This is a genomic window from Paenibacillus sp. CH40, assembly GCF_024213605.1.
GTDB lineage: Bacteria > Bacillota > Bacilli > Paenibacillales > Paenibacillaceae > Paenibacillus > Paenibacillus polymyxa_B.
Genome location: NZ_JANAVQ010000011.1, coordinates 94664 through 114598 on the forward strand (window position 1 = coordinate 94664; position 19935 = coordinate 114598).

At 45.5% G+C, this 19935-nt stretch carries 20 protein-coding genes; 8 read left to right on the forward strand and 12 right to left on the reverse strand.

What is annotated here, in order from left to right:
* Window positions 1-105: 105 nt before the first annotated feature.
* On the reverse strand, window positions 106-1395 hold the full coding sequence (locus NLX73_RS23060) for a glycoside hydrolase family 27 protein (RefSeq protein ID WP_254327460.1): 1290 nt from the start codon (window positions 1393-1395) through the stop codon (window positions 106-108).
* A 210-nt stretch (window positions 1396-1605) separates the two neighbouring features.
* On the opposite strand from NLX73_RS23060, the gene trhO reads away from it, so the two are divergent.
* Together trhO and NLX73_RS23070 are read left to right on the forward strand one after the other, a co-directional pair.
* Window positions 1606-2499, forward strand: coding sequence for an oxygen-dependent tRNA uridine(34) hydroxylase TrhO (gene trhO / locus NLX73_RS23065; RefSeq protein ID WP_250261451.1), 894 nt, complete (start codon window positions 1606-1608; stop codon window positions 2497-2499).
* Window positions 2500-2709: 210 nt separating this feature from the next.
* Window positions 2710-3636 carry an AEC family transporter gene (locus NLX73_RS23070; RefSeq protein WP_053325370.1) on the forward strand — a complete coding sequence of 309 codons (927 nt, stop codon included), beginning with the start codon at window positions 2710-2712 and terminating at the stop codon, window positions 3634-3636.
* A gap of 17 nt (window positions 3637-3653) precedes the next feature.
* On the opposite strand, the gene NLX73_RS23075 is transcribed toward NLX73_RS23070, so the two are convergent.
* Both NLX73_RS23075 and NLX73_RS23080 read right to left on the reverse strand, forming a co-directional pair.
* On the reverse strand, window positions 3654-4433 hold the full coding sequence (locus NLX73_RS23075; protein ID WP_061830148.1) for an ABC transporter ATP-binding protein: 780 nt from the start codon (window positions 4431-4433) through the stop codon (window positions 3654-3656).
* Window positions 4434-4628: 195 nt separating this feature from the next.
* Window positions 4629-5177, reverse strand: coding sequence for a CGNR zinc finger domain-containing protein (locus NLX73_RS23080; RefSeq protein ID WP_025721115.1), 549 nt, complete (start codon window positions 5175-5177; stop codon window positions 4629-4631).
* 137 nt (window positions 5178-5314) lie between these two features.
* Between NLX73_RS23080 and NLX73_RS23085 the strand changes: the two genes are divergently transcribed.
* On the forward strand, window positions 5315-5797 hold the full coding sequence (locus NLX73_RS23085; protein WP_254327461.1) for a DinB family protein: 483 nt from the start codon (window positions 5315-5317) through the stop codon (window positions 5795-5797).
* An 85-nt stretch (window positions 5798-5882) separates the two neighbouring features.
* Here the strand turns inward: NLX73_RS23085 and NLX73_RS23090 are convergent, their stop codons facing one another.
* A complete protein-coding gene (locus tag NLX73_RS23090) occupies window positions 5883-6752 on the reverse strand; it encodes a YheC/YheD family protein (protein ID WP_254327462.1) in 870 nt (289 codons plus the stop codon).
* 208 nt (window positions 6753-6960) lie between these two features.
* Between NLX73_RS23090 and NLX73_RS23095 the strand changes: the two genes are divergently transcribed.
* Both NLX73_RS23095 and NLX73_RS23100 read left to right on the forward strand, forming a co-directional pair.
* Window positions 6961-7797, forward strand: a complete 837-nt coding sequence (locus tag NLX73_RS23095; protein ID WP_254327463.1) for a DUF6492 family protein — start codon at window positions 6961-6963, stop codon at window positions 7795-7797.
* A gap of 62 nt (window positions 7798-7859) precedes the next feature.
* Complete coding sequence (locus tag NLX73_RS23100; protein ID WP_254327464.1) at window positions 7860-9203, forward strand: sugar phosphate nucleotidyltransferase; 1344 nt, start codon at window positions 7860-7862, stop codon at window positions 9201-9203.
* Window positions 9204-9307: 104 nt separating this feature from the next.
* Here the strand turns inward: NLX73_RS23100 and NLX73_RS23105 are convergent, their stop codons facing one another.
* A complete protein-coding gene (locus NLX73_RS23105; protein WP_254327465.1) occupies window positions 9308-10051 on the reverse strand; it encodes a succinylglutamate desuccinylase/aspartoacylase family protein in 744 nt (247 codons plus the stop codon).
* 5 nt (window positions 10052-10056) lie between these two features.
* Complete coding sequence (locus NLX73_RS23110; protein ID WP_254327466.1) at window positions 10057-11091, reverse strand: glycosyltransferase family 4 protein; 1035 nt, start codon at window positions 11089-11091, stop codon at window positions 10057-10059.
* Between the two features lie 352 nt (window positions 11092-11443).
* Between NLX73_RS23110 and NLX73_RS23115 the strand changes: the two genes are divergently transcribed.
* Complete coding sequence (locus NLX73_RS23115; RefSeq protein ID WP_254327467.1) at window positions 11444-11917, forward strand: C40 family peptidase; 474 nt, start codon at window positions 11444-11446, stop codon at window positions 11915-11917.
* Between the two features lie 80 nt (window positions 11918-11997).
* On the opposite strand, the gene NLX73_RS23120 is transcribed toward NLX73_RS23115, so the two are convergent.
* Both NLX73_RS23120 and NLX73_RS23125 read right to left on the reverse strand, forming a co-directional pair.
* Window positions 11998-13374, reverse strand: a complete 1377-nt coding sequence (locus tag NLX73_RS23120; protein ID WP_254327468.1) for a sensor histidine kinase — start codon at window positions 13372-13374, stop codon at window positions 11998-12000.
* Window positions 13374-14084 carry a response regulator transcription factor gene (locus NLX73_RS23125; protein WP_069291858.1) on the reverse strand — a complete coding sequence of 237 codons (711 nt, stop codon included), beginning with the start codon at window positions 14082-14084 and terminating at the stop codon, window positions 13374-13376. Before NLX73_RS23125 ends, NLX73_RS23120 begins: the two co-directional genes overlap by 1 nt.
* Before the next feature lie 147 nt (window positions 14085-14231).
* On the opposite strand from NLX73_RS23125, the gene NLX73_RS23130 reads away from it, so the two are divergent.
* Complete coding sequence (locus NLX73_RS23130; protein WP_254327469.1) at window positions 14232-14882, forward strand: undecaprenyl-diphosphatase; 651 nt, start codon at window positions 14232-14234, stop codon at window positions 14880-14882.
* 41 nt (window positions 14883-14923) lie between these two features.
* Here NLX73_RS23130 and NLX73_RS23135 read toward each other — a convergent pair whose 3' ends face one another.
* The 3 genes from NLX73_RS23135 to NLX73_RS23145 form a co-directional block, all read right to left on the reverse strand.
* On the reverse strand, window positions 14924-15598 hold the full coding sequence (locus NLX73_RS23135; protein ID WP_254327470.1) for a phosphatase PAP2 family protein: 675 nt from the start codon (window positions 15596-15598) through the stop codon (window positions 14924-14926).
* 410 nt (window positions 15599-16008) lie between these two features.
* Window positions 16009-16842 (reverse strand): membrane protein insertase YidC, encoded by an 834-nt coding sequence (gene yidC, locus NLX73_RS23140; protein WP_254327471.1) that lies wholly within the window; start codon window positions 16840-16842, stop codon window positions 16009-16011.
* A complete protein-coding gene (locus NLX73_RS23145; protein ID WP_254327472.1) occupies window positions 16808-17128 on the reverse strand; it encodes a hypothetical protein in 321 nt (106 codons plus the stop codon). Before NLX73_RS23145 ends, yidC begins: the two co-directional genes overlap by 35 nt.
* A 230-nt stretch (window positions 17129-17358) precedes the next feature.
* On the opposite strand from NLX73_RS23145, the gene NLX73_RS23150 reads away from it, so the two are divergent.
* Window positions 17359-18714 carry an outer membrane protein assembly factor BamB family protein gene (locus NLX73_RS23150; RefSeq protein ID WP_254327473.1) on the forward strand — a complete coding sequence of 452 codons (1356 nt, stop codon included), beginning with the start codon at window positions 17359-17361 and terminating at the stop codon, window positions 18712-18714.
* A 43-nt stretch (window positions 18715-18757) separates the two neighbouring features.
* Here the strand turns inward: NLX73_RS23150 and nadA are convergent, their stop codons facing one another.
* The gene (gene nadA / locus NLX73_RS23155; protein WP_061830132.1) at window positions 18758-19864 is read right to left on the reverse strand and encodes a quinolinate synthase NadA; all 1107 of its coding nucleotides are present in this window, start codon (window positions 19862-19864) and stop codon (window positions 18758-18760) included.
* Window positions 19865-19935: the final 71 nt, after the last annotated feature.

Here is a 19935-nt window from a genome sequence, read left to right on the forward strand (position 1 = left end):
CCCTATCGTAAAGTTTACCTTCCACTTTTACGATAGGGTGATTGGGTTGGAATTGCAGCATAGTTCTTCCTTACATTATGTTATTCAGGATTTTTGCAAAATCCTCTATTTCAAAATAAATAGAGCTGCTCCGTGAGGAGGTAAATCTGCGGACAGTTCTTGTGTTAAAACACCTAAATCTACATGATTCCATAAATCTCTGGCATTTGCCTGTCCTTCAATACCAAGGTCTTTTAAGGATACACGCACCTTTGAAGCTTCATCTCCAGCATTAAACAAAGCTGTATATACATGACCTCCCCCGTTAAGTGAAGTCCAAACGATATGTTCATCCTTTCTGTACACCTGCCGCGCATTCAAACCGTTGCGATGAGCATTTAACACTTCTTCATTCGTTAGCAAGGAAAGGGTCCATGCATCATTATCCCGCAGTTCTCCCCCGAACATCAGTGGAGACCGGAAAATGCTCCACAAGGTCATCATCGTTAGCTGCTCATCCTTCGTAAAGCGTGTCCATCGGTCATGGCTGCCGGAATCCACCGAATCTACCGAACGAATACCCAGATGACCTAGTGGCAGCATGTCGCAATCCGGCCAGTGACCCGGACCTACATGTTCCGCCCACTTCTCGCAGCGCTCAAACATACCATACAGTAAAGGCCATACATCCCAGAAGTCATCAGTCATACGCCACATATTCGCGTTTGCAATTAAATCAGATGCTTGCTCCAGTGGTGCAGGACCAGGTGATAGACTCAGCACCATCGGACGTCCGCATTGGGCGATAGCCCGCCTAATCAATTCAATTTCCGCCAAATGAATACCATAGAGACGTGATGCAGCAATGTCATCTACTTTGACAAAATCCACACCCCATTCCGCATACAGGTCAAACAACGAATTATAGTACTCCTGTGCGCCTTCCTTGGATGCATCTACCCCATACATATCTGTGTTCCAGGGACAAATAGAGTTGGGATGCGCAATTTGTCTCGCCGTGGCTGTGGTTCCCAAAATCGGGGTATCCTGGTGCACCGCCTGACGGGAGATGCCTCTCATAATATGTATACCAAATTTCAATCCCAGACTGTGTACATATTCCGCAAGAGCTTGGAAGCCTCGTCCATCTGCTGCCGAAGGAAAACGATTCACCGCTGGAATAAGACGTGAAAATGAATCCATTTCCAAGGGGACGAACGGGCGATACTGTGAAGAAACTGCTCCTGACTCATACCACTGAATATCCACCACGACATATTCCCAACCATATTCCTTCAGATGCTCCGCCATATATTGAGCATTTCCCCGTACTTCCTCTTCCCGTACTGCTGCACCGTAGCAATCCCAGCTATTCCACCCCATAGGTGGTGTATGCGCTGTCAAATGATGTTTCATTTCATTCATCCTTTCACCTAGTAAAACTCATCCTGCTACCAGATATCCCCTCATTACTACGTTACTATTATAATGTAAACCCTTACTTTTGTCGCTCGTCATCTTTTCCATTTCCACTTTTTATACATTTAAGTTGACTAACTTAAAGAATGTGGTACATTTAAAATTGCTTGTTAAAAAACTTTGACTTGAATCAGAGGGTGATTTTACGTGTGTGAACATGCTTATCGAATTTTGTTGTTTTACAAATATGTCAACATTGAAGATCCTGCCACCTTTACGGCAGAGCATCTGGCTTACTGCAAGGAGCTGGGCGTCAAGGGAAGAATCTTGATTGCTGCAGAAGGAATCAACGGAACACTGTCTGGTACAGTAGAGCAAACGGAGCAATATATGCGTGATTTGCGCGCCAATCCGAAATTCCACGATATTGTTATTAAAATAGATGAGTCTGACGGTCATGCGTTCAAGAAAATATTTGTACGCCATCGTCAGGAGCTAGTTACGCTGCGTCATGAGGATGAACTGGACCCTAATGTAATTAGCGGTAAGCGGCTGTCACCAAAGGAGTTTTATGAACAGCTTCAAGATGAAGATGTAGTTGTTCTGGACGGACGTAATGATTATGAATATGACATCGGTCATTTCCGCGGGGCTATTCGCCCTGAAGTCGAATCGTTCCGTGAATTTCCACAATGGATTCGCGACAATATGACTCAGTTCAAAGACAAAAAAATCCTGACGTACTGCACCGGAGGTATCCGTTGCGAAAAGTTGTCCGGTCTTCTGATCAAAGAAGGGTTTAACGATGTAGGCCAGTTGGATGGCGGCATTGTGACTTACAGCAAGGACCCGGAAGTACAAGGACGTTTGTTTGACGGTAAATGCTACGTATTTGACGAACGAATCTCCATTCCAATCAATCATACGGATGAAGACGTCATTGTCGGCAAGTGCTTCCATTGTGAAACGCCAAGCGATCATTATATCAACTGCCCGGTGTGCAATCTCCAGCATATCGTATGTCCGGATTGCGAAGAACAGCATCAGCACTATTGCTCTGATGATTGCCGAACCAAAGCGGAAACCGTCGCTACTGCATAAATCGGCAGTATCATTGGTTCATTATAATAAAAGGGATGCCCCACAGCCATGATAAACGGCTAATAGGGCATCCCTTTTATTGTTTTCACAATAAGTGTCGAAGGCTTCATAGTATATACCTATGACCTTGATTGTGTTTTTATCTTGGACGGGCTCAAAAGTAGCGCCTTATAATGGAAAATGTCATTACAGAAAGGATGGGTGGAATTCATGATACAAATCGTACTTTCAACTCTATTATCCGTTATCGTTCCGCTGTCCATTCCAGTGATCGCCGGATTTTTACTCGGAAAATTCATGAAGCTGGAAACGAAACCGCTCTCGACTTTGTATTTATATTTTTTAAGCCCCGCCATGATTCTGGACACGCTACTCAAAGCACAGCTTTCTTGGCATGATGTAGCGCAGACTGCCGCTTTTTCAATACTGAACCTGCTGCTGTTGTGGGGAATTGCACAATTAGCGGGGAAAATCTTTAGACTGAGCACTCCGGAAACGGCTGGACTTACTTTAATCTCCACGCTGACCAATAGTGCAAATTATGGCCTGCCCCTTATTTTACTTGCCTTTGGGCAGCTCGGTCTGGATAAAGCCTCCGTGTATGTCGTCATCCAAATGATTATGGTCAATACCATTGGCGTTTACTTTGCAGCCCGCTCTGAATTTTCTGTTCAAAGTGCTGTTAAGTCGGTGTTTTCACTTCCTGCGATCTATGCAGCTCTACTCGCCATGGGACTGCGGCTGCTGGACTGGCATCTTCCCTCAGGGATTCAGTCAGGCGTCTCGATGATTGCTGCCGCCTATTCTCCAGTCGTGCTGGCGATCCTTGGTACCCAGATGGCTTATGTGAAAATATTCAAACTGGAGTCGTCTATTAAAAAAGCCAGCTACGCCGGACTAACAATTCGCCTTTTGCTCTCTCCGCTTGCGGCTTGTCTTGCTATGCTGATACTGGGAATTTCAGGCCTTTTGTTCTCCGTTCTCTTCATTTTGGCCTCGATGCCGGTTGCTGTGAATGCTGTCATTTTAGCAGAAAAATTTAATGCATCGCCAAAACTGGTTTCCACCTGCATCCTGTGGAGCACGCTTGCCTCATTCCTGATATTGCCTATTCTGATTATGTTGGTAGCAGGTTAGCGAGAAAAAAAGACTCTCTACACCATAGAGAGCCATGCACGATCCTGTCTCCATTCTACTTGTACAGGCGTTTCAAAAAAAGCACTAAGTGTGTCACTACTCAGAATATCAGTCGTTTTACCTTTGGCAAATACCGTGCCCCGGCGGATTAAAATCGTATGCGTGTACATCGGTAGAATTTCTTCGATATGATGTGTAACATACAGTAAATTCGGCGAAGTCGGCGACTCCGATAACTGGCGAATGCTATCCAGCAATGCTTCCCGGGAGAAAAAGTCCAAACCATTACACGCCTCGTCCAAAATCAGTAGCTTGGGCGAGGCCATTAATGCGCGGGCGATAAGCACTTTTTGCTTTTCTCCCTGTGAGCATCCCTGATACAACCGATCCACGAGATGAGCACACCCTAGTTGCGTCATAAGCTGAACGGCCTGTTCATACTCTGTATCCGTCGTCTGGTCATAAAGTCCAATGGAGGCAAATTTGCCGCTAATGACAACATCCTGCGTACGCTGACTCCCATTAATTCTTTCCTGTAAAGAGGAACTGACCCAACCAATAGATTTGCGCAACTCCCTCAGATCCACATCTCCAAAGGTATGCCCCAATACACCGACACTACCTGTGGTTGGCCATATGTAACCGTTAATCATATTGAGCATCGTTGTTTTACCTGATCCATTCAAGCCGAGTACAGCCCAGTGCTCCCCCTCAGCTACCTGCCAATTGATTTGGTCCAGTATGGTACGGTTATCTCTCTTCCAGCTTACATTATTAAGTTCAATGACAGAATTCATGGCTGTACACCCTTTCTATTCGTCGTATCATCAGATGTTTATACGCATAGTAAAGATCATCGTTAGTACGGCTAGCTCCTCTTTTATGTAAGCATAGCACAGGGTCACAGGTTGTTCAATTTTAAATAACCCACTCCATTGTTCCTATAGGAGTGGGCTCAACATGTACTGCTCATGTAAATTCTCTTGCTCCATCTACTTTTTCTTACGCTCGCGAAAACGGCGTACCTTCATCAAATTACCACACATCTTATCGTCGCAAAATCGCTTTGACCGATTTCGGGTATCATCGTAAAATACCCATCGGCAATCGGTATTATCGCAAATACGAATTCTGGAGCCGCCGCTATTGACAAGTGCCTGGGCAAAATCGGCTACAACCTCTGCCAGCACTTTTTTCCAACCATTTGCCACGGGTTCCAGCACAATGCTGAAATGCTCATCCTGTTGCTTTAATAAGCGAGTGACCGGCCCCCCTTCCATCATCTTTCGGTTAATCATATCCACCAGATCAGTTGTCATTTGTCCGCCAGAAGTCAGGTGCTCAGCGAAGCTACGTAATTCCCGCCGGAGAATTTGCATTTCTTCGATATCTTCCGCACTGGCTGGGACCGAAGCGGTAAATTGCCACCGCATAAGAAATTCATTTTGCCATTCGGGCTTCAACAAACGATCTTCTGAACGTCCGCTCCCCCTCCAATCGTGCCATTCGCTGTTTACAAAATCAGTCCAAAGTGTATTCAAAAGAGTTCCTCCACCGTCTGTAACCATTAAAATCATTTTAACTGGTTGCAAATCTTAATTTGTCATGCTACATTGTTAATTGTAACGATTTATCCTATGTTTAGCTAGTTACATCCCTACAAAAGGAGTTGGGTTAGGTGAGCCGAGATCGAGTAAATATGCTGGTATTGCAAAGAGAAAATTCATGGGATAAGGAAGAATGGATTGTTCCTCTTGCCGCAGCACTTCACGGTGTGAATACACAGGAAGCCACTTGGACACCACCAGGTGGAGGAAACACGATTTGGCAAACGGTTCGTCACATTAATTATTACAATGAGCGTATTTTGAGACGTTTAACTGACCGACCTATAAGTTCAACTGGAATAAGCAACGATGAAACATTCGGGCCGCCAGGGGATGCTGAAGACCATGAAGGATGGCAGGAGACGCTGAAAGAAGCGGAAGCTCTTGTAAACCAACTGCTTGTCGCCATTACTGCTCTAAATGATGCTGATCTGGATAAGCCTTTCGGCTCCGACACTCTCGGTACTGAATTATCGCGGTGGACGCTGCACGATGCATATCATAGCGGACAAATCGTACTTATACGCAAACAACTGGGGACTTGGCGAGTTTAAAATGTAATCCTAAATAAAAAGGATGAATTATGAAAGATTCATCCTTTTTTTTGTATTAGCTGCTGGCAATGAAGCAATCTACTGGTCAAGATATTTTTTGTTTTTTAGAATCTTTAATTACATTCTTATCTTTATTTTCACCTTTATTCTTGTCTTTATTTTTATCTTTATTTGTATCTTTGCTTGGGACGGTGACCTTCCTTTTTTCATTAGCTAGTCGCCAATAGCTTAACACTTTACGGTACATGGACTTATCTGTTAATTGTTTAAAAATATATGGGTCCGGCTTCGTATTCACCTCAATAATCCACGGGATAAAGCGATGATCCAGTCCAATGTCCACACCAATTTGCCGGAATTTCGGATATGTTTTTTGCAGTTGTTTGGCGATAGTAAGACCCAGTTCATTTAGTTTCTTAACCAGCTCCGCCTGCTTGCTTTGCGATAAATGGGATTTTAGTAACTGCTCCAAGGCCATCGGCTTACCACCACTATGATAGTTGGTCACGATTTTACGGGGATGACCAAGACGTCCAATAATTCCGGTAGACTCCCATAGCCCTTCTTCATTACGCTGCACCATGACCCGAATATCAAAATAACGCATTTGATGGCGTAGTAAATGGATTCCCTTTTGAATGAGATAACTTTTCTTCCCCGTATGTTTCGATAGGCTGATATATAGTGCATCCAAATGTTTGAATTCTTGACGCGTTTCCTCATATTGATAGGCGAAACGCTGGCCGGCCTCCTGCTCTACTCTCATTACACCTTTACCAAAGGTACCTCGCTCGGGTTTTACATAGACCATACCGCACTTCTCCAGCATTGATTTCAAATTCGCTTTATTATATTTGCGAGTTTCTGGTACATAAGGTTTGATGCTGCCGTGCTGGAGCAACAATTGGGTTTTATGCCATTTGCTGCGCAACGCCTGCGCTTGTGAAGAATTCACTTGCCCCTCTCCTCTCTACTCTCAGGTAGAACGCTCCTGTTAAAAAAGATCAATCTATCGTATGCGCTAACTCCCCTTTCGAAGCTTCATCAGCCCTGTCCTGCATAGAAATGGACGTTTGACCTTGCCCGGTCGAAAGCGCCTGTCCAAGCATACGATATGGAGAGACGCTGGGAGCGTATATTTGCACATATAGGGAGTGAATAACATGTCAGCGCAATCGGATGGGCCACGGAAGGGTTCCCTTACAATCGATGTTCTGATTCCAGCAATTGATAAAGATATTGCCACACTACCGCTGGTGATTGACAGTCTGCGCCGTCACGTGCAGCACCGAATTGGAACTATTTATATCGTCTCACCACAAAGCACCGGGATTCGCCGTCTGTGCGCAAACAAGAAATGTTCATTTATTGACGAAAAAACGGTGCTGCCCATCACCAAAAAACATATTCATTACGGGACAACGCGCTGGGACCGCTCAGGCTGGCTGTATCAACAATTACTCAAAATGAATGGCGACAAAATCAGTAAAGCCTCTTTTTTTCTCGTCATTGACGCGGACACGATTTTGATTCGTCCACATACGTTCCGTAAAGACGGAAAAACGATTTTTTACTACCGCAGCTGGAGCCAGCCTGAGTATTTTCGCACCTACCACAAGCTGATGGGCGTTAAAGCACCCTCACCAAAATCCTTTGTCACTCACTATATGCTTTTTGAAAAAGCGCGGCTCACCCAGCTCAAGCAAGTTATCGAGGCCCGACATGGGAAACCTTGGTACAACGCAATTATCCACAGTATAGACCGGACAAAACAGTTTGGTTTTTCCGAATATGAAACGTATGCCAACTATTTATACAGCAATAAGCCTTCTCAGATGATTTTGCGCAAGTCATTGAATAAAGCGCTTCATAGTCGGTCTTCTTCCCTGTCACAAAAACAATTGGATGTCTTGGCCAAGAGCTATCGTTCCTTATCTTTTCATCAACGCAAGGTGTACCAGCTTGCTCCAAAAACAAAGATTGAATCATCGCTAAAATAGTTCTTAAAATCCTGCAAAATGATGCAGTCCAAAATGGATCTGCATTGAAGGAGGAAACGTCCGTGCGCATCGTATTGTTATGCGGTGGTGCTGGAAAACGGCTATGGCCACTATCCAACGAAATTCGGTCGAAGCTGTTTCTCCAGTTGTTGCCCGCCCCTGACGGGCGAAAGGAATCTATGCTCGGCCGGGTGTACCGTCAGCTTACCTTAGCCGGGCTGGATTCCTCTGCCCTGCTTCTGGCTCATCGAAGCCAGGTAAATCTAGCCTTTCGCCATACAGAAGGTCGTCTGCCCGTTTTGGGCGAGCCTGCCAAACGGGGAACCTTCACCGCTGCTGCACTGGCGGCTGCTTATTTTCACACCAGAGGCATGGGGCTGGATGAAGTTCTCTGCATTGCTCCAGCGGACATGTTTGCAGGGGAGGATTTCTTCCATAGCATAGCAGCGCTCTCCGGCTTATTGCTTGAGAGCGGAGCCGATTTGGCTATGCTTGGGACAAGGCCCACTCATCCCTCCGACCAATACGGCTATGTCGTTCCGGGTCTGCAAATGATACGGGAAGGGAAACCTTCTTATGCGCAAGTTGCTCGCTTCACAGAAAAGCCGGATCATTCCGGGGCACAGCAGCTTATTCATCAGGGTGCGCTGTGGAACTGTGGTATTTACGCTTTTACATTACGGTATATGCTCTCCTGTATGGAGCGAAGTTATTTGCCGCTGAACGATAAAGCATTATGCGCAATGTATGATGGCCTCCCGGTTCGCAGTTTCGACGAGGAGATTGCAGAGCGTGCCGAACATGCCATCGTCCTGCCATACGATGGCGAATGGCACGACATCGGCAACTGGCAGGCTCTAACAGAGCAGCTAAATAGCCAAGTGATCGGGCGTGGACAGATCAGCGGCCAAACTCATGGCACGTACATCGTCAATGAGTTGCCCTATCCACTTCATGTCATTGGTGTAGAAGATATTATTGCAGCTGCGAGCCCCGACGGCATTCTCATAGCTTCCAAGAGCCATGCTCACGCGATCAAGGACCAGCTAGGCAAACTTCAACTACATCCCAAGCATGGCGAAACCTCTTGGGGCAGTTACCGGGTGTTGGACGAATTTGATCATCGGAGTCTGAACGATATACTGGCCATACGGCTGACGGTACTGCCAGATCACCGCTTGAATGGCCGTATTCACGGCAGTGGACTTAAAGTATGGACGATCGTGTCCGGCCGGGGAGAGGTCATGCTGAACGGAGAACGTTTTGCTGCGGCAAGCGGTTCTGTATTTAGCATTCCGGTCGATACGTATCACACGATCCGTGCCGATCTGGATACATCACTGGAGCTAATTGAGGTACGTCTGGGGAACAGCTTAGTGAACGCCTTCTATAAATCCGAGACCTGACAACACATAGATATAATATCAGCACGCCACGGATTCTGAACGAAGGTCGCACATAAAAAATCGCTCCTGAGCAAGGTGCAAAAATCCTTGCTCCAGAAGCGATTTTATTTTGTAATCCCATATTTCCTTGAGGTAACCGTTCTAACCTTGGCAGATAAATAAACCTCGTTGCCTTTGACTATTCCGGCTTCTTTTAAAAAATGCTGGACGATCTCCAACTGATAGTGTATGCGTACTTTCTTGGGCAGGCTCCAACCCGTTTCCACGGTAACCGCGCGTGCACCTAAAATACGGGCTGCTGCAGTGCGGGAGGAACCTGGAAGCTCATGCAACCGAATGTTGAAATGTCGGTCGCTCATCTGGATGGAGCGATTCATTCGCTTAATAATCCGACGAACCATAGGTACCACCGGATTGGCCTTATTGGAGATTAGCGTTTGACCAAGCACCTTGGCATCCTTTTGTGACAGTCCGTTGGCCTCATGCAAGTCGAGATACCATTCAGGTTGATGCTTTTGTGTTAATTTGAATAGAGCAGCCGAAAGTGGTTGTGTTGCCAGCTGCTTTTTTTTGCGCGGAAAGGTCCGATTAAGATCAGGTATTCCTCTAATCCGTTTGCGGTAAGCCTCTTGATTTACAATCGGTACAATTATAAGCTTACCATGGCTAAATCGCAGTTTTTGCTGATTCAAGAGCTTTACCAATTTCTCAGCAGCTCGTATGCTTGCTATTTCTTTACCATGTATTCCCGCCACTACCATCACACACGGACCTTTCTGTCCCCCTGTAGCTATATAATAAGGAGTTGCCCAAGAGCCCTTTCCGAGCATATATCGTTTGACCTGCATCTCCTTCACCTCCGTATAGGCTGCCGTTGTCCTCTCTTCTGTTCTCGCCGACGGATGATTTCACGGTATAGTCTCAAGTAGTTACTGGTCATTTGTTTGTTGGTAAATCTTTGAGTCACATACAAACGCAGCTGCGCTGGTGACGGGTAATTTTTTTGCTGTGCTTTTCGTGCCATTTGGCTAACCGATTTGCAGATCAACTGTGGAAAGCCCGAAAGTACCTCGGGAACGGAGCCATTTTTTAATGCCAGCACCGGTGTTCCACAAGCCATGGCCTCAACCATGACAAGTCCGAATGGCTCTTCCCACAGTGTCGGAAACAACAGACACTCTGCATGTTTCAGCAACTTCTGTTTCTGATCGCCTCCAACTGCGCCTACATAGCGTATATTCGGATTGCGCTGAATTCGTTTCTGAATCTCTTTACGGAAAAATTCTGGTGCTTTGATAGGACCTGCAATAAGCAGTCTTTTTCCTGTTCGTTCTGCAACCTGAATGGCCTCCAATACACCTTTATCTCGTATGATTCTGCCCATGAATAGCAAATAGCCGCGCTTCTCACTACTGAACTCGTATTCATGTGTGTTGATACCGTTATAGATATAAAATCCTCTACCCCCGCCCATCAGCTGACGTGCTCGTTTACTGACATATACCGGGTTTTTTCCGTGTCTCTTCACTGGAAGATGCACCGTGCATACCGATGGACAAGGCAGCTTCCTACGCCCCACAGCAGAACGAAAGGTATGATCATGAATGATATGTGTGTCGGAAGGCATATGCCGGAGTACATATTGGGGGATCTGACTATGTTTCAACCCCTTGGGATAGGGAATCAACCGCGCGCTGCTCCTGCTCCCACGGGCGGCAAAAAGAGATACATGATGCCCTCGTCTCACCAATTCCTCCGTTAATTCATACACGACCTTTTCCGTTCCGCCCTTGTTGGAGGGTACCGGCTGTGCATCGGGATAGTTGGAAATGACCTGAACAATGGTTAGACGCCGTTTTTTGAGTGCTTTATTCTGTTTTGAAGCCATACGAATTCCCCTTCCTGACCGGAAATACGGTGTGATCCTTACAATGTCAACGGGAATAAGAGCATACTCCCGTACAGGTTATAAATGTAGTATATAGGTATGTATATTTTGCGTGATTGCTTGTGCCAATCGACTGCAAGTCGATTTTTGTCATACGAGCCTATCTATAAGTGGAATCTATACATTTTGTCAAGCCAAAATTAAGGAGGAAATTCTCATCGTTTTCTAATAAATGAGGACAAAGCGTTGGGGTAACAGGTTTGTAACCACGAGTGGTAAATTCCGGACATTTTATTTGTGTTATTGTCATTTCAGGACATCAACACAATACGAATAACGGAGGAATTTATATATGAAACGTACTTCTAAAAAATTGTGGATGGGTATTTGCTTTACTATGACTTTGGCATTGAGCGTAGGGAGCATCGTCGTTGGACCAGCCACCACTCATGCCGCTTCGGCAAGTAAAGCTGATCGGATTATTTCTAAAGGCTCCCAGTATATGGGCGTGCGTTATCAACATGGAGCCCCAGCTGGCAGTACAAGCTCTTTTGACTGCTCTTCATTCACTCAATATGTATTTGCACAAAATGGCATCAAGCTTCCGCGATCTTCCAGACAGCAATCAACTGTTGGCACTTTCGTACCGCGTAGCCAGCTGAAAAAAGGCGATTTGGTCTTTTTCTATGCGCCAATTCATCATGTAGCCATTTACATGGGGAACGGCAAAATTCTGCATACGTATGGTAAAGGCGGCGTAACGGTTACAGATCTAAATTCGGGATGGTGGAGTCGCAATTACACAACAGCACGTCGTGTCCTTTAGCATAAATTTTAGATGATTTCTATCTACCGAATGCTTAACTTACAAGTAACAATAAAAAGGCTGTTCCGCGAGTAGATATTCTACTGGAGGGACAGCCTTTCCTGTTGTCTTTGGGGCAGCGTGACGATGACTACCGTTCCTTCTCCTTCTACGCTCTCCATACGTATCGTACCCTGATGGGCGTCTGTAATTGCCTTGGCAATCGGCAACCCCAGCCCGGTTCCTCCGGTTTTACGATGTCTGGAGCTATCTACCCGATAAAATCGTTCAAAGACCCGCTTGATCTCGCCCTCAGGTATTCCGATCCCATAATCCTTAACCTGGATATAGACATCCTTTTCATCTGTAGATAACCCTATTTCGATCTCATCCGAGCTGTATTTTAATGCATTATCCAGCAGGATGACTAGCAACTGCTTCATTTTTGTCAGGTTGGCATCCAGCCAAATTTCTTTCTCTTCTGTTAAAATAGAAATTTGACGATCATGTACAGGCTTGAGATGCGCTACTACCTGTTGACAACAACCGATCATTTCGATCCGCTCATGCGGCTCAGGGTCTTTCTGCTGTGAGGAGGCAAGAGTCAGCAACTGCTGTGTCATCGTACGCATTCGCTGAGTTTCTTCATAGATCGATTCAATGGATTCCTTACGAATCTCCTCGTCACGCGTACCCCACCGCCGCAGCATGTTGGCATAGCCCTCAATAATCATAAGTGTCGTATTCAGCTCATGTGAGGCATCTGAAACAAACTGCTGCTGACTCTGAAAGCTTTCTTCTAATCTCTCCATCATTCGGTTAAAAGTAGCGGTCATTTGGGACAATTCATCTTGATTGTGACCACCAACGGGGATTTTTTTGAATTTCAAGCTTCTTTCAATTTCCTGCATCGTTTGAATACTATTTGAAATCGGCAGCAATATCGCATTCGCCAAAATCGTGCTCCCTACCAAACTTAGCAACATAGCCCCTATAGTGGATGTGATGAGGATCGTATTTAAAATATCGAGATTGGTTTCGAGTGCATCCCATTTTTCTACAATCTCCAGGGTCCCCTTCTGATTACCCTCTGGAGAAAGCACAGGGAGATGGATTACCAGAATTTTATGACCCTGTACATCTGTCAGTTGAGAACTTTGTGAAGTGTTAAAACGTATATCGCCCAGCTTAAAGCGGGACTGGCGACTTACTTCATACAGAAGTCGGGATTGCTGATCAAACACTCTCAGAGTGGTGTCTCCAGAAAGCTCATCTTTCAGTTTGGGGCCCCATGCATTCTTTAGAATCATCGTGGGTCCTGTTTCGGCAATGATTTCAGTCCATTTATTTTGCAGCACTTCTCTTTCATTTCGCGTAGCGATTTTGACGAACAATAGGTGCACTGTAACATCCACAAACAGGAGTATCGACATCACTAAAATAGAACTGAGCAGGGTTATTTTGGTCCGAAGCTTCACTAGTCTTCCTCCCGAATGCAGTACCCAACGCCGCGCACGGTTTTTATCAATTTCTTTTTGTATCCATGATCAATTTTTTTGCGAACATACCGGATATACACATCTACGACATTCGTATCACCGACAAAATCAAATCCCCACACGTCCTGAATCATTTGATCCCGCTGCAATACCTGATTTTTGTGCTCCATCAGATAAAGAAGCAGATCATATTCTTTTGGCGTCAGTTCGATTCGATTGCCCTCCCGCAGCACTAACCGTGTCTTGCGTTCCAACACCAAGCTGTCCACTTGGAGCCTAGACGGCGGTTTATCTTCTTCCTGTAAAGCGGTAGCTGTTGGCTCCATTTGATGCCTCATACTGGCCCGCATCCGCGCTAATAACTCCTCGATCTCAAAAGGCTTCGTAATGTAATCATTGGCACCTTCATCCAGACCTGAAACCTTATCAGGAGTCGTGTTACGTGCAGTGACCATAATTACTGGTGTATGATTGTCCACTTTTCGAATCTGCTTTAGCACCTCGACCCCGTTCATCTCCGGCAGCATTACATCCAGAATGATGATATCCCATTTACCAGCTAGAGCTTTTTCCAATCCTTTTCTGCCCGTCTGTGCGATTTCAACTGCATATCCTTCATGGGATAACTCCAACTGAAGCAATCTGGATATCTTCTCTTCATCATCAATAACCAGCACCGACTTTTCCATCGCAAAACCACCTATTTTCTATAGAAAAAACAAATGAGTAATGGAAATGACATTCATTTTTTATTTGATTTTAAGCTTTTATCCGTGTAGTCGCTCTATAATATAACTTTGTTATTCAATTTTTTGATGTTAAGGAGTAATTTATTCATGTTAATTAATGTAGACTATGCTTTATTTCACTGGATCAATGAACTGGCTAATTCCCTCGCCTTTTTGAATGGAACCATGCTTTTCTTGGCGCAATATGCACCGTATTTTTTCGGAGTGGCTTTGCTGATTTACTGGTTCACTTTTAAAATGCCGCATCGGATGATGGTTTTAGAAGCCATCATAACGGTTTGTATCGGCTTTGTAATTAGTTGGGGCCTTGGACATTTGTTTTACAGAGATCGGCCTTTTGTCGGACATTCAGTCATTCAGCTTATTCATCATGATCCTAATGCTTCATTCCCGAGTAACCATGCCCTTGGATCGTTTGCTCTGGCTACAATTTTATGGCTTCATCATCAAAAATTTCGTGTCCTCTGGGTTATCTTGGCTGTACTCATCGCAGTATCCCGCGTGTGGACCGGAGTGCATTATCCCTCGGATATTTTGGCAGGTGCGCTTATTGGTGCAGTTTGTGCCGTCGGCGTTCATCAATTCATTCGAAGCCGGAAGCTTCCTGGCATCTTCATGCAGGCGGCTATTATATTTTATGAAAAATGGGAGCATAAGCTGGGGCTTAAGCCTGGTGAACAGGCCAGAACTAAGATGACTGAGCACACTTCCTCTGTCCAAATGAAAAGCAGACGCTAAAGCGTCTGCTTTTTTATAAGCTTTATTATTTATGCTACCCGTTATGCTGTCGATTTGGAGCGAAGTGGCAGCATTCGTCGTTCTTCGTACCGCTGATAAAACCAAATACAAGCCGCCATCCAGCAGCCACTCATAAAATAGCCACCCACAACGTCGCTCGGATAATGTACGCCCAAATAAATGCGGCTCGTCCCGATTGCTACAATCAGCAGGCTGCTGAGTACAATAAGAAGGATACGCCCCAGCCTAGAAGGAACATGCTTCCACACTAAAAATGTCAGCGCCGCATACATGCTGAAAGCTGTCATGGAATGTCCGCTTGGAAAGCTGTATCCATTCTCTTCAATAATACGGTTAATCTCCGGTCTCGCACGCTGAAAAAGCAATTTTAGTATCGTATTCAGCATTACCGATCCCAATACACCAGCCGCCAAAAAAAGCAGTTCTCTGCGATGTCCCAATACTCTATAGAGCACGAACATGGCAATTAAAATGATGATCACAACTGGAATCCCACTTCCGATCATGGTAAAAAATTTCATTAGACTTGTCATGGCGGGCGACTCTAGTTGTCCAATAGCCGAAATAATTTCCTGGTCAAAATGCCGAACTTGATGGTCACTCACCCATAATGCGACCAAGCCAAAACCGAATGCACATACTATACATGTGAGCAGAGCCAAGGAAATGGGCAGCTTTGTTGATGTTTGCTTCATTTTCTATAGTTCCTCCATAATATTCATTGCGTGATAAAACAAAGTTCAGCATTAGCTTACATATAGGTCTTACTTTGCCCACTTTTCTCTTATCATTTCATTAAAAGAATTAGATGCCTCCCTGTTGGTAACCACTGCCACTCCCTTTTTACCAACGTAACAGCGTCTTCGATGCAACGTTGAATGAGTTGAGAGCCTAATCTTCTCATACTAGCCTCTCCCAACTTTAGTATCACTTTATAATATAAGGATTTCATATTGACTACAAAATCGCAAGCGGAATGTAGCGAAAAAAGCAGCATCAAAAAAGGACGCCATTCAAGCCTTATAAACGGCTCGAATGGCATCCTATGATTACACGTGGCATACTACAAGTGCAATTCCCAAGTTAAACAGACGTCATCTTCTATTTAGGTTGGTGTGACTTCTCCAAGTTTAACCTTACTCTCTGCTTCCTCTATTGGATAGCGTCTGCGGAACCACAGCGACTGAAGCAGCAAAAAGGTGCCGCTTACTGTCCAATATAATGGCATGGCAGAAGGAGCATTAAAGGAAAAGACCGCCATCATAATCGGTGAAAGATAGCCCATGATCGCAAATTGCTTGCGCTGGTCAGGCGTCATCTGAAGCTGAGAAAGCTTGGCCTGTGCCAAGTATACAACTGCGACGACGATTGCCAAAATCCAGTCCGGCTGTCCGAGCCGGAACCATAGGAAGGAGTGAGACGCCAGCTCCGGGGTTAAGCGGATTGCAGTGTACATACCGCTCAAGATCGGGAGCTGAATGAGAATAGGCAGACAACCGATATTAAGCGGATTGAATTGATGCTCTTTGTAAAGCGACATCATTTCCTGCTGCATACTCTGCTGGCTGGCGGCATCTTTTTTGTTTTCATACTTCTTCTTAATTCGGTCCAAATCGGGCTGCATGGCGCTCATCTTGCGCTTCATCCCCTGCTGGGCACGCGTTTGACGCATCATAAGAGGAAGTAATGCCAGCCGAACAATAAATGTCAAAGTCATAATCGCCAGCCCAAAGCTTCCACCAAACCATTGCGCCAATTGCTGAATAAGCCAAGAAAGCGGGAACACCACGTAATGATTAAAAAATCCCGGTGTCTGTGCATTTATCTCCGCAGCATTCGCACCACAACCAGACAGCAGCATGACCACCGCCAACACTACCATTAATCCAAATATCCGTTCTTTTTTACCCCAAAAGGTGAATCCCTTGAATCGTTTCATATGTTCCTCCTCGTTGATTGGCTGTGCCATCGTTCAACGAGGGAAAACAATCGGATGCATCTTCATCCGGTGCTTCCTTACGCCGGATATGTCGGGCCAGCCGGACAGGCATGTCCTGTCCACGGGCAGACATCGGCATCTGTGGAGAAGCATGAGACCTTACGGGCCCGCCTTCGACCCAGCATTCGGGTACATTGCCGTGCAAATGAGCGAGATACGTATAAGTCACTGTGCACAGTAAGCCGATTGTAAATAAATAAGGGAGTAGGTCCTGAAGCTCAAACAAGGGATTCACCTCCTTCGGTTGGTTGCTACAATTATAGCACGAAAACCGGACAAGCGACTAATCTTTAATTAGAGATACAGGTTGGATCACAAGCAACTGAATTTAAGTATTTATGCTCAAAACAACCAAAATGCAAATACAACATGAAACTTTTGGTTTTTTTTACAGTCTAATCAAAGGTGACTTTCTGAAATCCTTACTCCCCTATTAACCATTAAAGGAGCCAGCGTATGAGAAAAACGATACATAACACTTTGTTTACAGGATTGGCGGTAGCCAGCATTGGGTTGCCCTTGATCAGCGGTGGATTCGCTGAAAAGGCAAGTGCAGAGCCGTCTGCGGTCTCTATGAGTAACGGCGCTTATAGCACCTCAATCCAAGCACCTGTGATCAAACCTTCCTGGTCTTTTCCCGTTATCCCAATCGATAGAAACCGATATCCAGATCAGGCGGTAACAATAGCGGAAAACGGTAAGGTATTCGCGGTTGACTCGAACCATAGACTGGTTGCCCTTGAGGCCAGTTCGGGTCGGAAATTGTGGCAATATGGTGATCAGCTTACCCCTGTTTTAACGTACAACAAAGGCATCATTTACGGGATGACACAAAGCGGCTCTATCTATGCTGTTACAGAAGCTGGCAAGAAAGTGTGGTCTACTCCGCTGGGATTTACTGAAGCATATCGTATTCAGCGCATTGGTCCAACTATATATATTATGCAATCGGTGCAAACGGCAGCCATTGATGCTGTCAGTGGCAAGGTGAAGTGGAAAATCAGTGAGGATAAGAACTCATACAGTGGTTTGGGCGAAATAATGGAAACTGACGGTGTGCTTATCCGCAACTATAATGTACAAGGCAGCCTGACCTTTGAACAGATTAATGCCTATGACGCTAAAACCGGCAAAAAGCTTTGGGACAGCTTTAGAACTTCCTTTCCACTGGCGGTTAAAGACGGAATCGTATACTCTGTAGCCAACACGTTTATGATTGATGATGACCCGGTAAACCATAAAGTTACGATCGCACAGTACGACCTCAAGACAGGTAAATCCAAAGGAGATCGTCAGTATCGCTGGACCGAGCCTGAAAATAAAGACGGTGTCTACCGATCTGGAGGTGTATATGGTTCTGCTTTTTTGTACGGCAAAGATCTTTATGTCTTTCAGGGAGAGACACTAGCTTCCTATGATTTTTGGAACTACAAGCCAGACAGCAAACCTGCTCGCAAGTGGGCGCAAAATGGCTATGATCAACTTGTTCCTTTATTGTCTATTCATGAAGGTCGCATGTTCTACCAAGATTTTAGTACATCCAGACTGACTGCTATGAAGCTGTCCTCAGGTCAATTCATTCATTACGACGGCGATAATCCGACCGTTCAAGCTGACGTATTCGGTAAAGGAGTCTATGTCGGGCAATCAGATGGCGTATTTCATGGCTATGATTTGATGAGCTTAAAGCCCGTGTTTGCTGTCAACACAGGCTCACGCTCCTTCGGTCCAACGCTCAAATCCGGTGGAATGATATTTATTCAAAGCGGAAACCGTCTGCTTGGCGTCAAGCTCCCTGCTTCTTTAAAATAAGGCCAAAGATTTCAAGCAGCATTCTCGCTGGAACAGCAAAAGGTTAACGGATAGCAAGCATACGATTCAATGCTAGTACAGCATCCTGTCTGATCTGAGCATCCACACGAATCACACCCACAGGCTCACCCCGATCAAACTGCTCCATTGCCCACAGCAAATGGGGAAGATCGATCCGGTTCATGGTCAGACAGGGACACATATCGGGATTGAGCGATTCAATCTGCTGTTCAGGGTACTGCTGCTTGATTCGTTGCACGAGATTCATTTCTGTGCCAACAGCCCATTGGGTTCCCGGCTCTGCCGCGCGAATGGTATCGATGATGAATTTTGTGGAGCCCGCGCAATCTGCGAGCTGTACGACCTCATAAGAGCATTCGGGGTGAACGATGACCCGGATGTTCTTATCACGCTCGCGGACATTACGAATGTGATCTACTGTAAACTTTTCATGAACAGAGCAGTGTCCTTTCCATAAAATAATTTTTACAGTTGCCGGGTCCTGTTCAGTCTCAAGCTGATCGGTCATTGGATTCCACACGGCCATTTCATTTAGCGGAATTCCAAGATCGTAAGCTGTATTGCGACCTAAATGCTGATCCGGCAGAAACAAAATACGTTCCTTTTGCTTCAGCGCCCACTCCAGCACTTGCTTAGCATTCGAAGAAGTCACGGTAGCCCCGCCATGCCGTCCTACAAAGGCTTTGATCTCTGCTGTGGAATTTACATACGTTAACGGAATGATCGTATCTCCTACCAACTCCTGTAAATTCTTCCATGCTCGTTCTGTCTGCTCCACATTCGCCATATCTGCCATCGAGCAGCCTGCACGCATATCCGGCAGGACAACAGTCTGTCGATCAGTAGTCAGCATATCCGCTGTCTCCGCCATAAAATGTACCCCACAAAATACAATAAACTCCGCTTCCTGATTTTGTGCAGCCAATTGAGCAAGCTGTAGAGAATCTCCTGTTATATCAGCAAACTGAATAACCTCGTCCTTCTGATAGTGATGGCCCGGTATGAGCAGCTTGGGTCCCCATTTTTGTTTCAGCTCGGCCACTCGCTGCTCCATGTCAGCAACCGTCAGTGTCTTATAATGCTCTGGCATAAGCCCTCGATTTCCTTGTAAAACGTCAAGCATAGACATTAGAATCCCTCCATATCGATGCGGCTGATCGTTCCCGCTCTCACGAACAGATAACCGCTCTGTGTACATAC